The 13,788-nt window shown below is 64.8% G+C and carries 12 protein-coding genes and 2 riboswitches; of the genes, 5 read left to right on the forward strand and 7 right to left on the reverse strand.

Features of this window, described 5'->3' with window-relative positions; all coding sequences use genetic code 11:
• Nucleotide 1: 1 nt before the first annotated feature.
• A riboswitch (S-adenosyl-L-homocysteine riboswitch) is annotated at nucleotides 2-80 on the forward strand.
• Nucleotides 81-115: 35 nt separating this feature from the next.
• Nucleotides 116-1,564, forward strand: a complete 1,449-nt coding sequence (ahcY, locus tag RA164_RS13560; RefSeq protein WP_329741371.1) for an adenosylhomocysteinase — start codon at nucleotides 116-118, stop codon at nucleotides 1,562-1,564.
• A gap of 66 nt (nucleotides 1,565-1,630) precedes the next feature.
• Here the strand turns inward: ahcY and RA164_RS13565 are convergent, their stop codons facing one another.
• The 4 genes from RA164_RS13565 to metF all read right to left on the reverse strand — a co-directional run bounded on the left by RA164_RS13565 (nucleotide 1,631) and on the right by metF (nucleotide 5,111).
• Nucleotides 1,631-2,545 (reverse strand): alpha/beta hydrolase, encoded by a 915-nt coding sequence (locus RA164_RS13565; RefSeq protein WP_329741372.1) that lies wholly within the window; start codon nucleotides 2,543-2,545, stop codon nucleotides 1,631-1,633.
• 172 nt (nucleotides 2,546-2,717) lie between these two features.
• On the reverse strand, nucleotides 2,718-3,635 hold the full coding sequence (locus tag RA164_RS13570) for a branched-chain amino acid transaminase (RefSeq protein ID WP_329741373.1): 918 nt from the start codon (nucleotides 3,633-3,635) through the stop codon (nucleotides 2,718-2,720).
• Nucleotides 3,636-3,688: 53 nt separating this feature from the next.
• The gene (locus tag RA164_RS13575) at nucleotides 3,689-4,255 is read right to left on the reverse strand and encodes a DUF4124 domain-containing protein (protein WP_329741374.1); all 567 of its coding nucleotides are present in this window, start codon (nucleotides 4,253-4,255) and stop codon (nucleotides 3,689-3,691) included.
• A 31-nt stretch (nucleotides 4,256-4,286) separates the two neighbouring features.
• On the reverse strand, nucleotides 4,287-5,111 hold the full coding sequence (gene metF, locus RA164_RS13580; protein ID WP_329741375.1) for a methylenetetrahydrofolate reductase [NAD(P)H]: 825 nt from the start codon (nucleotides 5,109-5,111) through the stop codon (nucleotides 4,287-4,289).
• A 265-nt stretch (nucleotides 5,112-5,376) separates the two neighbouring features.
• On the opposite strand from metF, the gene RA164_RS13585 reads away from it, so the two are divergent.
• Entirely contained in the window at nucleotides 5,377-7,038 is a 1,662-nt protein-coding gene (locus RA164_RS13585) for an APC family permease (RefSeq protein ID WP_329741376.1), read from the forward strand.
• Nucleotides 7,039-7,095: 57 nt separating this feature from the next.
• Here RA164_RS13585 and RA164_RS13590 read toward each other — a convergent pair whose 3' ends face one another.
• The 3 genes from RA164_RS13590 to metX are packed head-to-tail and all read right to left on the reverse strand — an operon-like array spanning nucleotide 7,096 to nucleotide 10,440.
• On the reverse strand, nucleotides 7,096-8,196 hold the full coding sequence (locus RA164_RS13590; RefSeq protein WP_329741377.1) for a homoserine dehydrogenase family protein: 1,101 nt from the start codon (nucleotides 8,194-8,196) through the stop codon (nucleotides 7,096-7,098).
• On the reverse strand, nucleotides 8,193-9,395 hold the full coding sequence (gene metB / locus RA164_RS13595) for a cystathionine gamma-synthase (protein ID WP_329741378.1): 1,203 nt from the start codon (nucleotides 9,393-9,395) through the stop codon (nucleotides 8,193-8,195). The genes RA164_RS13590 and metB overlap by 4 nt, the downstream gene beginning before the upstream one ends.
• Nucleotides 9,396-9,399: 4 nt before the next feature.
• Nucleotides 9,400-10,440, reverse strand: coding sequence for a homoserine O-succinyltransferase MetX (gene metX / locus RA164_RS13600; protein ID WP_329741379.1), 1,041 nt, complete (start codon nucleotides 10,438-10,440; stop codon nucleotides 9,400-9,402).
• 86 nt (nucleotides 10,441-10,526) lie between these two features.
• Nucleotides 10,527-10,641, reverse strand: a riboswitch (SAM riboswitch).
• A gap of 680 nt (nucleotides 10,642-11,321) precedes the next feature.
• Between metX and RA164_RS13605 the strand changes: the two genes are divergently transcribed.
• Genes RA164_RS13605 through RA164_RS13615 form a run of 3 tightly spaced genes read left to right on the forward strand, consistent with a single transcriptional unit; the run spans nucleotide 11,322 to nucleotide 13,689 of the window.
• Complete coding sequence (locus RA164_RS13605; protein ID WP_329741380.1) at nucleotides 11,322-12,263, forward strand: DUF6662 family protein; 942 nt, start codon at nucleotides 11,322-11,324, stop codon at nucleotides 12,261-12,263.
• A 12-nt stretch (nucleotides 12,264-12,275) separates the two neighbouring features.
• On the forward strand, nucleotides 12,276-12,803 hold the full coding sequence (locus tag RA164_RS13610) for an FMN-binding protein (protein ID WP_329741381.1): 528 nt from the start codon (nucleotides 12,276-12,278) through the stop codon (nucleotides 12,801-12,803).
• On the forward strand, nucleotides 12,778-13,689 hold the full coding sequence (locus RA164_RS13615; RefSeq protein ID WP_329741382.1) for an FAD:protein FMN transferase: 912 nt from the start codon (nucleotides 12,778-12,780) through the stop codon (nucleotides 13,687-13,689). Before RA164_RS13610 ends, RA164_RS13615 begins: the two co-directional genes overlap by 26 nt.
• Nucleotides 13,690-13,788: the final 99 nt, after the last annotated feature.

Consider the following 13,788-nt stretch of genomic DNA (forward strand, 5'->3'; position numbering starts at 1 on the left):
TTCCATCGAGGGGCGCTGCGACCGTGCGCATCACGGCCAGGCTCGGTGGACGCTCAACTTTTCAACGGCGCCCGGTGAGCTGCGACACACTCGCAGACCGACCCGGAGATATTTGATGAACGCTGTTACCCAAGACGCCGCCACGCCGGACTACAAGGTCCGCGACATCGCCCTCGCCGACCTCGGCCGCCGCCGCATCCGCATGGCCGAAGAGGAGATGCCCGGCCTGATGCAGATCCGCGCCCGCTACGCGCCGCAGCAGCCGCTGAAGGGCGTACGCCTGTCCGGCTCGCTGCACATGACCAAGGAAACCGCGGTGCTGATCGAAACACTCAGCGCGCTGGGTGCCTCGGTACGCTGGGCCTCGTGCAACATCTTCTCGACCCAGGATGACTGCGCGGCCGCGATCGCCGCCAGCGGTGTTCCGGTGTTCGCCTGGAAGGGCGAGACGCTGGAGGAATACTGGGATTGCACGCTGGACATGCTGACCCACTCCGGTATGCAGGGTCCCGAACTGATCGTCGACGATGGCGGCGACGCCACCCTGCTGATCCACAAGGGCGTGGAAATGGAAGACGGCTCGGACTGGGTCGACCAGCCCGGCGCCAACCACGAGGAGCAGGTGATCAAGGACCTGCTCAAGCGCACCCGCACGGAGCGTCCCGGCTTCTGGAAGAAGGTCGCGGCCGGCTGGAAGGGCGTGTCCGAGGAGACCACCACCGGCGTGCATCGCCTGTACCAGTTGGCCGAAGCCGGCAAGCTGCTGGTGCCCGCGATCAACGTCAACGACTCGGTGACCAAGAGCAAGTTCGACAACCTGTACGGCTGCCGTGAATCGCTGGCCGACGGCATCAAGCGCGCCACCGACCTGATGGTCGCCGGCAAGGTCGCCGTGGTGTGCGGCTACGGCGATGTGGGCAAGGGCTGCGCGCACTCACTGAAGGGCTTCGGCGCACGCGTGATCGTCACCGAGATCGACCCGATCAACGCGCTGCAGGCGGCAATGGAAGGCTTCGAGGTCACCACCGTCGAGGACACCCTGGGCCGCGCCGACGTCTACGTCACCACCACCGGCAACAAGGACATCATCACCCTGGAACACATGGCGGCGATGAAGAACAACGCACTCGTGTGCAACATCGGCCACTTCGACAACGAGATCCAGATGGATCGCCTGAACACCGCCGCAGGTGTCACCCGCGAGAACATCAAGCCGCAGGTGGACCGCTACACCTTCGCAGGCACGTCGTCCAGGAGTGGCGGCCACAGCATCTACATGCTGGCCGAGGGCCGGCTGGTGAACCTGGGCTGCGCCCACGGCCACCCCAGCTTCGTGATGTCCAACAGCTTCAGCAACCAGACGCTGGCGCAGATCGACCTGTGGGCGAACAAGGACGCATACGAAAAGACCGTCTACCGCCTGCCCAAGAAGCTGGACGAGGAGGTCGCCCGCCTGCACCTGGAGCAGATCGGCGTGAAGCTGACCAAGCTCAGCGCCGAGCAGGCCGCCTACATCGGCGTGCCGGTGGAAGGCCCGTACAAGCCGGAGCATTACCGCTACTGACCGGTGGATCGGCGCTATCGCCACCCATCGCAAAAAGGGCGCCGCAAGGCGCCCTTTTTGCTGGTATCAGTGCTCGGGCTGGATACCGTGATAGTCCATCAGCCCCATGCCCGCCATCCAGCGTGCCAGCAGTTTCGGCCACACCGAAAGCAGGCGATCGTGCTGGCCCAGGCCGGTACCGTGGCCGCCCTCGCGGAACATGTGCAGTTCGGCCGGCACATGGTGGTGCAGCAGCGCCAGGAAATAGTCGACGCTGTTCTCGGGCGGCACGGTGGTGTCGGCAGCGGTGTCGTAGATGAACGCCGGCGGCGTGTCCGCGGTGACCTGGGTCTCGTTGGAAAGGCTCTCGACCAGTGCCGGCGACGGATGCGCACCGATCAGGTTGAGCCGCGAACCCTGGTGGGTCAGGCCCTCCTTCATGCTGATCACCGGATAGGCCAGGATGGTGAAATCAGGCCGCGCGGAAACCTTGCCGATGGCGTCGTGGGTGATCGCCGTGCTCGCGGCGAAGTGGGTCGACACCGTGGACGCGACATGCCCGCCCGCCGAAAAGCCCATGATGCCGATGCGGTGCGGGTCCAGCCCGTATTTCGCCGCGTGGTAGCGCACCCAGCGCATGGCGCGACGACCGTCGTCGATCGGCTGCGGGTAGGCATGCCCGGGACCGTACCGGTACTGCAGTACGAAGGCCGCCACGTGATGCCGGTTGAACCACTGTGCCACCAGCGTGCCCTCCCAGTCGGTGGCCAGGAAGGCATAGCCGCCACCGGGGCAGATCACCACCGCCGTATGGGTGGGATTGCTTGCCGGGATATAGGCCGTGAGAGTCGGCGATGCCTTCTGGCGCGGCCCGTCCGGCGGTGCCCCGCCCGGCCACAACCGGATCACGGGCGCCGCGGCCGGCGTTGCCGTCGGCGCGGCCAGGGCCACACCCGGCAGGGCGATCAACAGTCCCAGAAGAACAAGCAGGTGACAGCTCATCGATCAGGCCTCGCAAACGAGTGGAAAAAACGGATGGTCGCTTTTGTTGCACACTCGCCCGCCCACGTCCAATCCACAAGCCCCGCGCACCCGTCAAAGCTACGACCCTAAATGAAGACGGCGGCTCTGGGGCCGCCGTCGATGCTTCGTTGTACGTCTAGGCAAAACAGGATCAGACCGGCTCCAACCAGCCCCACTTGTCGTGGGTCTTGCCGCTGAACAGGCCGAAGTACAGCTCCTGCAGACGACGGGTCACGCGACCGGCCTTGCCGGCACCGATCTGCTTGCCGTCGATCGAACGGATCGGCGTGATCTCGGCTGCCGTGCCGCACATCAGCACTTCGTCGGCCAGGTACAGGTATTCGCGCGGCAGATCGCGCTCGACCACCTCGATGCCGTCCTCGCGGGCCAGTACCTTGATGGTGTCGCGGGTGATGCCGGTCAGGATGGATGCGCTGGCCGGCGTGGTGTGCAGCACGCCGTCGAAGACCAGGAACAGGTTCTCGCCAGCACCCTCGCTGAGCAGGCCGGTCGAGGCCAGTGCAATGCCTTCGCCGAAACCAAGCCGACGCGCCTCTCGTGCGACCAACTGGCCGGACAGGTAATTGCCACCGGCCTTGGCACCGGCGGGCACGGTGTTCGGCGCGAACCGCTGCCAGCTCGACACGCAGGCGGTAATGCCCTGCTCCAGCGCCTCCGGCCCGAGGTACGGACCCATCGGCCAGGCGGCCACCGCCACGTCGATCGGCGTTTCGGCGGACAGGCCGAAGCCGCCCAGGCCGCGGAACGCCACCGGGCGCAGATAGGCCGCGGTGAGTTCGTTTTTCTTGATCACTTCGCGACAGGCGGCAGCCAGCTCGTCCTGGGTGTACGGCAGCTGCATGTCGTAGATGCGCGCCGACATGTACAGGCGCTTCAGGTGGTCGGTAAGCCGGAAGATCGCCGCGCCGTCGGGCGTGGCATAGCTGCGGATGCCCTCGAAGACCGAGGAGCCGTAATGCAGCGCGTGCGACATCACGTGGGTGGTGGCATCGGCCCACGGCTTGATCGAGCCGTTCTGCCAGATCCAATCAGGGTACTGCTGTGCCATGGCAAATCTCCGTCGGGGACCGCCCATGATACTCGCTCCGTGGGCAACCGGTCTCAGCCCCCGGCCTGCAGCCACAGGCAGCCAGCCTGCGGTACCACTGCGAAATAGCTTTGTCCCGGCTCGCCCAGACCGTTGTCGGAGCCCGTGCTGAGCTGCAGCCCCTGCGGCAATGTGTCCGGCATATCGACCGTGGCCGCAGGTGCCGGATCGCCGCCGGCCACCGTCGTGGCATCCGCCCCGACCACCTGCACGCCCAGCAGCGGGTGCTGCATCAGCCGGCCCAGCGCCAGCATGTCGGCCACCGCTGCCGGCTTCGCATAGCCTTGCCACAGCATCAGGCCAGCCATGCGGTTCGGGTCGTGGTCGGCGAAGGCATCCACCACCCGACGCTTGAGGGTGCCGATGCTGGCCGCGCAATGCTCCAGCGCCGGTGGCGGCTTGAGCGGCGTCCCGGCAACGTTGCTTGCCGGCGACGCGATCACCCGCACCGCATGCATGGCGGCACAGGTGCTGTCGGTGAAGACGGGGTTGCCGTTCGCATCCACGCAATGGTGGATGGCGTCCTGCGCATGCGCGGCGGCAGCACAGCACAACAGAAGCAGCAGGATCAGCGGGCGCATGCACGAAGCATAGCGCCGCGCCCGGAACGCTTCAGTGCAGTCGGTCCAGGATTGCGAGCGTGGTCCGGGCACGGTTCAGCGTATAGAAGTGCAGCCCGGGCGCGCCGCCGTCGAGCAGACGCCGGCATAGCTGCGCCACCACCTCGACGCCCAGCTCGCGGATCGCGGCCGCATCGTCGCCGTGCGCCTGCATGCGCTTGGCGATCCAGCGCGGGATCTCGGCGCCGCACGCATCGGAAAACCGCTTGAGCTGGCTGAAGTTGGAGATCGGCATGATGCCCGGCACGATCGGCACCGCCACGCCCAGCCGCTGCGCATCGTCGACGAAACGGAAATAGGCATCGGGGTTGAAGAAATACTGCGTGATCGCGCCGTTCGCGCCAGCCTCGACCTTGCTCTTGAAATGCCGCAGGTCGGCCAGCGCGTCGTCCGCCTGTGGATGCACCTCGGGATAGGCCGCCACCTCGATATGGAAATGGTCGCCCGAGTACTCGCGGATGAAGCGCACCAGCTCGGCGGCGTAACGGAAGTCGCCCGGCGTAGCCATGCCCGAGGGCAGGTCGCCGCGCAGCGCCACGATGCGCCGGTAGCCCGCGGCGCGGTATTCGTCCAGCAACGCGGCGATCTCGGCGCGGCTGCCGCCCATGCAGGAAAGATGCGGGGCGACGTGGAAACCGTGCTGCTGGTGCAGCCGCTGCACCGTCTCGGCGGTGTAGCTCAGCGTGGAGCCGCCCGCACCGAACGTCACCGAAACATAATCCGGTTCAACCGCCTGCAACGCCGTGGCGGCGCGGTCGAGCTGCGCGCGCTGCTCGTCGGTCTTGGGCGGAAAGAACTCGAGGCTGATCGACGGCATCTGGAAAACCCGTGGCTTGGCGACCGCGCCATTATATATATCTCTTGTTCCGGATGAAGCGATTAAAACTCCTAACCAGCCTGATCCGGCGCCGCATGCAGAGATCGGCCTGCGTGCCGACCGGATCGCCGGCACGCCACGCGCCACCGGCGCACGACCGGCACCACGCCTGCACGCGGCTGACAGGCGCCGCTCAGGTCTGTCATCATCACAGGCTTGTGCCGTCGGGGAGACGGCTTCACTCCTTGGCCACCCGGGAGCCTGCATGTCGCATTCCAATTCGATCCGGCGCGATGTCCGCGCTTTTCCTCTCATGCTTACCGGCCTGGGCTCGATCATCGGCTCCGGCTGGCTGTTCGGTGCCTGGAACGCCGCCAAACTGGCCGGCCCCGGCGCAACCTGGGCCTGGGTGATCGGCGCCGCCGTGATCATGGTGATCGCGCTGACCTACGCCGAGCTGGGCGCGATGTTCCCCGAGTCCGGCGGCATGGTGCGCTACGGCCACTATTCGCACGGCTCGCTGGTCGGCTTCATCGCCGCCTGGGCCAACTGGATCGCCATCGTCTCGGTGATTCCGGTGGAAGCCGAGGCCTCGGTGCAGTACATGTCCGGCTGGAAGTGGCAGTGGGCGCAGAACCTGTACCACGTCACCAACGGCCACGGCGAGCTGGCGCCGGCCGGCCTGATGATCGCCGCGGCGCTGGTGATCATGTACTTCCTGCTCAACTTCTGGAGCGTGAAGCTGTTCGCCCACTCCAACACGGCGATCACCATCTTCAAGCTGATCGTGCCCGCCGCCACCGGCCTGGCACTGATCGCCAGCGGTTTCCACCACTCGAACTTCTCGGTGGGCCTGCACGGCGGCACCCACGTCAGCGACTTCGCGGCGATCCTTACCGCTGTAGCCACCGCGGGCATCGTGTTCAGCTTCAACGGCTTCCAGAGTCCGGTGAACCTGGCCGGCGAAGCACACAATCCCGGCAAGAGCATTCCGTTCGCGGTGATCGGCTCGATCGTGCTGGCCGCCGTGGTCTACCTGATCCTGCAGGTGGCCTACCTGGGCGCGGTACCGCCCGACATGCTGGCCAAGTTCGGCTGGCACGGCATCGACTTCAGCTCGCCGTTCGCCGAGCTGGCGGTGATCCTCAACCTGAACTGGCTGGCCCTGCTGCTGTACGCCGATGCCTTCATCAGCCCCAGCGGCACCGGCATGACCTACACCGCGACGACCGCGCGGATGATCTACGGCATGGAGCGCAACGGCACCCTGCCGAAGATCTTTGGCCGGATCCACCCGAAATGGGGCGTACCGCGTCCGGCGATGTGGCTGGACCTGGTGGTGGCGTTCCTGTTCCTGTTCTTCTTCCGCGGCTGGGGCACGCTGGCGGCGGTGATCTCGGTGGCCACGGTGATCTCCTACCTGACCGGCCCGGTCAGCGTGATGACGCTGCGTCGCACCGCACCGGAACTGAAGCGCCCGCTGCGCCTGATCGGCCTGCCGGTGATCGCCGGCGTGGCCTTCATCATGGCGACCGAGCTGCTGTACTGGGCACGCTGGCCGCTGACCGGCCAGATCATCCTGCTGATGGTGGTGGCGCTGCCGGTGTACCTGTACTACCAGGCGAAAAGTGGCTGGCACGATTTCGGCCGGCAGATGAAGGGCGCCTGGTGGCTGATCTGCTACCTGCCGGTGATGGCGATCGTGTCATGGCTGGGCAGCACCACGTTCGGCGGCCACGGCTACCTGCCCTACGGCTGGGACCTGTTCACGGTCGGCGTGGTGGGTCTGGTGTTCTATGTGTGGGGCGTGCGCGCCGGCTGGCGCACGCCGTCTGTCGAAGCGGCACGCATCGAAGCCCACGACGAGCCCGACGCACCGCTGGTGCCGCCGGACGAGGAAGAGTCGGAGCGCATGACCGGACATTGATCCGGTCGCGCCTGCCATCTCCTGCCCGCCATCGCGCCCGCCCTGCGGCAGGCGCGATCAGGCCAGCGCCAGCACGTCGCCCAGCAGGGCCTGCGCGGTGACGTCCGGGCCGGCACCCGGGCCCTGGATCACCAGCGGCTGGGTGTTGTAGCGGGTAGTGGTGAGCGCGAACTGGTTGTCGGTGCCGTACAGGCGCGTCGCCGGGTGCGTGCTGGCCACTTCCACCAGCCCCACGTGGGCATGTCCGCGCTGGTTGAGCCGGGCCAGGAAGCGGATCGAGCCGCCCCGCGCCTTCGCCGCGGCGTGACGCTCGGCAAGGCTTTCGTCCAGCTCGCCGATGCGTGCAAGAAAGGTCTGCAGGTCCACGCCACGCAGGGCCTCGGGCACCAGCCCCTCCACCGTGACCTCTTCCGGGCGTAGCGCAAAACCGGCGCAACGGGCCAGGATCAGCAGCTTGCGTGCGACATCGCCGCCGGAAAGGTCGTCGCGCGGATCAGGCTCGGTGTAGCCGAGTTCGCGCGCACGAAGCAGCAGCGCCGAGAACGGCTGGCTGCCGTCGTACTGATTGAACAGGTACGAGAGCGAGCCCGAGAACACGCCTTCCAGCGTCAGCAGCGCATCGCCGCAGGCGCGCAGCCGGCGCAGGGTGGAGATCACCGGCAGACCGGCCCCCACGGTGGCCGAATCGCCGTAGCGTGCGCCTCCTGCCAATGCCTCCTGCAGGGCGCGCCAGCCAGGCAGGTCGCCACCGGCCAGCGACTTGTTGGCGGTGACCACGTGATAGCCGCGCGCCAGCCAGGCGGCATGGCGCGAAGCCAGTTCCGCACTGGCGGTGGCATCGACCACCACCTTGTGTCCGGCGCCGCTGGCATCGAGCGCAGCCAGCAGAGCCGCGTCGTCCCGCGGATCGCCGTCGCTCTTCAGACGCTCGCGCAGGTTGCGCGAGGCCAGCTTCTCCGGTTCGACCTGCTGGCGACGCGAATTGGCCGCGCCGACCAGACTGAGATGGGCCGCGGCGGGCGTGTTCAGCAAGCGCAGGAAGGCGCCACCCACCACACCAGTACCCAGCAGCACCATCGCAGTCGCGCTGCCGGCCGCCGGCTGGCCGGCCCTGAGCGCCGGTTTCTGCCGCGCACCGTCTTCCAGCACTGCACTCATGCGCTGACCCTGCGTTTGGATTTGCCTGCAGCCTCGGCGCGTGCCAGTGCGGCATCCAGGTCACGCAGCAGGTCGTCGCCATCCTCGATGCCCACCGACAGGCGCAACAGGGTGTCAGCGATACCCGCCTTGCGACGCGCCTCCGGCGCCATCGCCGCATGCGTCATCGTCGCCGGGTGCGCAACCAGGCTTTCCACCCCGCCCAGCGACTCGGCCAGCGAGAAGTAGTGCAGGCCATCGATGAATGCCTCGATCTCGGCTACCTCGCCTTCCAGCTCGAAGCTGAGCATGGCGCCGAAGCCCTGCTGCTGACGCGCCGCCAGGGCGTGGCCGGGGTGATATTCCAGACCGGGGTAATAGACCTTGCGCACCGCCGCATGGCCATCCAGCCGGCTGGCGATGCGCACCGCGTTTTCCTGATGCTGGCGCAGCCGCACGCTCAGCGTGCGCAGGCCGCGCAGGGTGAGAAAGCTGTCGAACGGCGCACCGGTGAGACCGTTGCAGTTGCCCCACCACTTGATCTGCTCGGCGACCGCCGCCTCGCGCGCCACCACCGCGCCACCGACCACGTCGCTGTGGCCGTTGATGTACTTGGTGGTGGAATGCACCACCACGTCGGCGCCCAGCGCCAGCGGCTGCTGCAATGCCGGTGACAGGAAAGTGTTGTCCACCACCACCAGCGCGCCCACGGCATGCGCCGCCTGCGCCACGTGACGGATGTCAGTGATGCGCAGCAGCGGGTTGGATGGCGTCTCGACCCAGACCAGTGCCGGCTTCTCCACCAGCCCGGCGGCCAGCGCAGCTCGATCGGTGAGGTCGGCGAACTGCACGCGGAAGCGCCCCTTCTTGGCCCAGGCGTCGAGCAGGCGCCAGGTGCCGCCGTAGCAGTCGTGTGCGGCCAGCACCAGGCCACCGGCCGGCACCAGTTCCAGCGCTAGGGCCACTGCGGCCATGCCGCTGGCAGTGACCACCGCGCCGGCGCCCTGCTCCAGCTCGGTCAGCGCTTCGGCCAGCAGGTCGCGGGTGGGATTGCCGCTGCGCGAATAGTCGTACGGCCGCTTGCGACCGAAGCCTTCGAAGCTGTAGTTGGTGGACAGGTGCAGCGGCGGCACCACGGCACCGTGCTGGGTATCGGACTCGATGCCGGCGCGCACGGCACGCGTGGCGGCGGCAGCCTCGGGGGCGAAATCGGCGCTCATGGGATCAGACTCCACAACAACAGGGGATGGCCTGGCGCAGCAGTGGCGCCAGCTTGCCGGTTTCTTTCAGGAATGCATCGTGGCCGTAGGGGGAGTCGACCACCTCCAGCGTGGCCGGTCCGCGCACGCGGCGCTGCAGCTCGCACAGGTCGGCCAGCGGCACCAGCCGGTCGGTAGGGAAACCGATCAACGTGGTCGGCGCCAGCACCGCCTCGGGCGCCACATCGTGCAGGTCGATCGATTCGGAGAGCGACAGGAAGCGTTGCACGTCGAAGCGCTCGACGAAACGGCGACCGGCGTTTTCCAGGTAATCCTCCACCGGAAAGTGGAAACGGCCGTCGCGGAATTCAGCCTCGCCACCGAAGCGGCGCGAGAACTCCTCGCCACCCCGGTAGGTCGTCATCGCCAACTGCCGCGCCAGCGCCAGCGCGTCGTCCGCACGCCCCGTCTCCAGGCCGAGTCGGACGATCTGCCGCTGGATCGAGCGCTGCGCCGTGGACAGCGGATGCGAACGATGCGCGCCCGCCAGCAGCACCAGCCGCTCGATCCTGGCCGGGTGACGTGCCGCGAAGGCCAGACCGACCATCGCGCCATAGGACGAGCCCACGAAAGCGGCAACCTGCCCGATACCCAATGTCTCGACCAGCGCCGCCAGCGCATCGGCCTGGTCCTCGCTGGACACCGTGTTCACGTCGTCGCCGAGCGTGGCTGGGGTCAGCCAGTCGATGCTCAGCACGCGGCAGGCGGCCAGGTCGATGGCGCAGTCCTCGCCGACCAGCTCCGACCACCAACCGGGGGTACCTGTTGCCGTGGTGGCCACATCGCGGTCGGCCGAGATTCCGCCCTGCACGATCACCGTGGGCGCATCCGGCGCACCGCACCAGCGATACGACACTTCCACCTCGCGCACGGCCTGCCCGTAGCGCGGCGACAACATCACCCGACGACTGCTGCGCTGGTCGGTAAGGGCCTGACGCGGAAACAGCGACACGATCACGGCAGTGGGCCGTTCATCGTCGGAGGAGTGGGCATGTGTGGCGGGCATCGGTGGTTCTCCTGTGGCATCGCCCCTGCGGAGAACCTGCAAAGAGGTTGTCGCCAGATCAAACGCGAACGTGCCGCGATGACGACATCCCATCTACCGGTCGGTGCCTAGGCACCCCGCAGGAGTTGGCACCGTTGCAGGCAATGCCTGCAGGTTGCCCCGGCTTCAAAGGGCCTGTCCCTCAGCCGGTCTCGATGAGTGGAAGCAACTCTAACGACACCGGCAAACAGGTGTCAATGGACGTATAGACGTCTAAACGGCTTGAAGGCCTTATGCACACTGCATTCGGCGCTTATGTCCATTCGCCATATGTGCCGAAATGCATGGCTCCCGTCAGCATTCAGGAGATTCACCAGGAGGCCATGCCGTACCCGTGACGACAGGCAACGGGCAGCCAAGGAAGGAAGATGCGCGCAACATCTGAGCCGTGCCCGCGCACATGCAGGCGATCCGCACACGAAAAAGGCCGGAGATCCGATGCACGGATTTCCGGCCCTGGGTGCAGCGTCGCTGCATGATGTCTGGTGCCGCTTGTCAGCATGGAATTACATACATACCTCTATGTTTTGTAACAAATTAAGATAATCTAAATTCATACCTACCGCCAACGTTACCGTCGCTCTTTACTTGCTTACTTTGTCAGCCCGGACCTTATCGTCATCCATGTCGATGTACGGGTGCTCTGCGCTTGAGCTGGACCGGCTTAGCCACGTTCATGAATTTCTTTTCAGGCGGCTTACAGGATGTTGTGGTCAATGCATTCCCGCAACCGAGTCACCATCGACTCCAGAATATGCGAATAGGACCTATTCGCATTGACTTAGAGCGAAGCAACGTGCAAGTATGCGAATGGTTCTCGTTTGCGTATATAAAGGGGTCTCATGACGCGCACTTCGAAAAGGAAGCTATCGGTGTGCCTGCTGGCCGTCGCCGCGACTTACCTCTCCGCCGCAGCAATGGCGGACGAGCCAATCTTTGGATTCCTCAACACAACCGACCTGCTTCCCAAGCATGGTCAGGAGTATGAGCAGTGGTTGACATGGCGCCACCAGAAGGCGGGCGGGCGATTTGATCTGCTGGAGGGAAAGACTGAATATTCCTACGGTGTAACCGACGCCCTGCAGCTCTCAGGCTACCTGGTCTACGACTGGACACAGGCGTATCGCAATGGTCCGGATGGAACGACGACAGCACCGGAACCATATTCGGCCTATTTCCCGAGCCCCTACAGTCACTTCAACAGCACCAAGCTCATCGCAGGTGCATTCGAAGCGATCTGGCGTGTGCGCAGCCCATACACCAACCCAGTGGGTGTCGCCTTCCTGTTCGAGCCGGAAGTTGGACCGCGTTTCCAGGAATTGGCCGTGAAGGCCATCATCCAGAAAAACTACCTGGACGACCGGCTTGTTCTGGTCGGCAACGTCGCGTGGAAACCGGAAATCCGCGAGCTCCCAGGCAACCCTTATGCGGATCCCGGCAGCGGCGAAGATCGCTCCAACACCAATATCGAGACCGACGTGAATTTCGGCGCTGGTGTCTCGTATCGCTTCACTTCTAACTGGTCCGCAGCATGGGAGATTCAGAACGAGCGGGAGATCAACCGATTCGCGCTGCTCGATCACAGCCAGTGGATGGGCAATGTCCTGTACACGGGGCCAACCATCCATTACGCAAACCAACATTTCTTTGCCACGCTCACGTGGTTGCAGCAGCTTCCTGGTGCGCACAACTACATGGACCCCAGCATGGTCGTCCATGGATATGACAATGACGTCGATTTCGAACACACGCGTGTTCGACTGAAGCTCGGTTACTACTTCTGACGGAAGCGAACTATGAAAGCCCAATTCCTGTTGGTGCCCGCCACCGCATTGGTGGCCGTGGCGGCACCTGTGTACGCCAAGGTGTACCTGAGCATCGAGCAAGCACAGCAGTTGATGTTTCCTGGAGCTACGCTCATCCAGCAACCATTGACGTTGACAGCAGGCCAGGTACACGCCATCGAAAAGGCGAGCCATACAGACGTGTTAAGCCGTCAGCTCCGACTGTGGAAAGTGTCCACTGGCGGCTGGTTCATCATCGATCAGGTCGTGGGCAAGCACGCGTTCATTCCCATCGCATTGGGACTAGACGGCACCGGTGCGGTAAAAAGTATCGAGATACTAGAGTATCGCGAAGCTTTCGGCAGCGAGGTACGCAATCCGAAGTGGCTCGCTCAGTTTGACGGCAAGCGCAATGGCGCAACGCTTACCTTGACTAGGGATATCCAGAACATCTCCGGCGCAACCCTATCATCCAAGCACATCACAGACGGCGTGCGCCGGCTCCTAGCGACCTATGCTCTTGCCATCGCACCCCATTGAGAGGGCCAGGCCGCTCCTAGGCACTATTGTCCGCATTCGGATCCAGGGACTACCCTCCGATCTAGCCAACGACGCTATCGATGCAGCCTTTGGCCTCCTCGCCGACATTCATCGCCTGATGAGCTTCCATGAGCCAAGTAGCGAGCTTTCGCACCTGAACAGAAAGGCATCGTACGGCCCAGTCCCAGTCAGTTCGCATACGCAGGCGGTATTGAGTCACGCACTGGAGCTTTCTAGGGTCTCAGGGGGACTGTTCGATCCGACGATCGCCCTGGCTCTCGTTGAAGATGGGTTACTCCCTGCCCTGCCTGGAGTACGGCCCGACCCAGAGGCGGACTGGAACGATGTCACCATATCGCCAGACGGGGTCGTCTCGTTTGCCAAGCCGTTGTGGCTGGATCTGGGCGGCATTGCCAAGGGCTACGCCGTCGATTGTGCGTTCGACTATCTCGCCGCCCGCTCCCCAACCCATCTGTGCGTGGAAGCCGGAGGTGATCTGCGCCTGATGGGACCGGTACCCGAACTCATCTATCTGTCCACTTCCCACAGGGGAAGTGCCATTCCGGCAATCCATCTCGAAAATGCTGCGCTAGCCAGTTCCGGCAGTCAGACATCAATGGTCTGTTCCAATAGCACTAATGACTCGAGGCTCATCTGCCCCCATATCGACCCGCGCTCTGGACAGTCGTGCAAGGCTGATCGGTTTGTTAGCGTCGTTGCTCCCTGCTGCATTGATGCCGACGCGCTCACCAAGGTCGTCATGGCTGCAGGGAAATCAGCTACCCCTGTTCTTGAACGTCACCATGCAATGGCATTCATGATGGACGACAACGCATGGACGTCCATCTGCAGCAACCAGCCCATGCCCATTTCCGTTGATTTTTAAGCCCAATGCGTCTCACTCTACCCATGCGCTTGACGCTCTATGTTGTCGGCCTTGGCTTATGGCTAACCGGCATCCTTTGGCTAATTTTCCACTACTTTC

Source organism: Dyella sp. A6 (assembly GCF_036320485.1).
GTDB classification, from domain to species: domain Bacteria; phylum Pseudomonadota; class Gammaproteobacteria; order Xanthomonadales; family Rhodanobacteraceae; genus Rhodanobacter_A; species Rhodanobacter_A aluminiiresistens.

Excerpts from the sequence above, each read along its gene's own strand:
- RA164_RS13575 (WP_329741374.1), bottom strand. The coding sequence starts at position 4,255 with ATGCGCCCGCTGATCCTGCTGCTTCTGTTGTGCTGTGCTGCCGCCGCG.
- RA164_RS13565 (WP_329741372.1), bottom strand. The coding sequence starts at position 2,545 with ATGAGCTGTCACCTGCTTGTTCTTCTGGGACTGTTGATCGCCCTGCCG.
- RA164_RS13585 (WP_329741376.1), top strand. The coding sequence starts at position 5,377 with ATGTCGCATTCCAATTCGATCCGGCGCGATGTCCGCGCTTTTCCTCTC.
- RA164_RS13605 (WP_329741380.1), top strand. The coding sequence starts at position 11,322 with ATGACGCGCACTTCGAAAAGGAAGCTATCGGTGTGCCTGCTGGCCGTC.
- metF (WP_329741375.1), bottom strand. The coding sequence starts at position 5,111 with ATGCCGTCGATCAGCCTCGAGTTCTTTCCGCCCAAGACCGACGAGCAG.
- metB (WP_329741378.1), bottom strand. The coding sequence starts at position 9,395 with ATGAGCGCCGATTTCGCCCCCGAGGCTGCCGCCGCCACGCGTGCCGTG.
- RA164_RS13610 (WP_329741381.1), top strand. The coding sequence starts at position 12,276 with ATGAAAGCCCAATTCCTGTTGGTGCCCGCCACCGCATTGGTGGCCGTG.
- RA164_RS13590 (WP_329741377.1), bottom strand. The coding sequence starts at position 8,196 with ATGAGTGCAGTGCTGGAAGACGGTGCGCGGCAGAAACCGGCGCTCAGG.
- RA164_RS13615 (WP_329741382.1), top strand. The coding sequence starts at position 12,778 with ATGCTCTTGCCATCGCACCCCATTGAGAGGGCCAGGCCGCTCCTAGGC.
- RA164_RS13570 (WP_329741373.1), bottom strand. The coding sequence starts at position 3,635 with ATGGCACAGCAGTACCCTGATTGGATCTGGCAGAACGGCTCGATCAAG.
- ahcY (WP_329741371.1), top strand. The coding sequence starts at position 116 with ATGAACGCTGTTACCCAAGACGCCGCCACGCCGGACTACAAGGTCCGC.
- metX (WP_329741379.1), bottom strand. The coding sequence starts at position 10,440 with ATGCCCGCCACACATGCCCACTCCTCCGACGATGAACGGCCCACTGCC.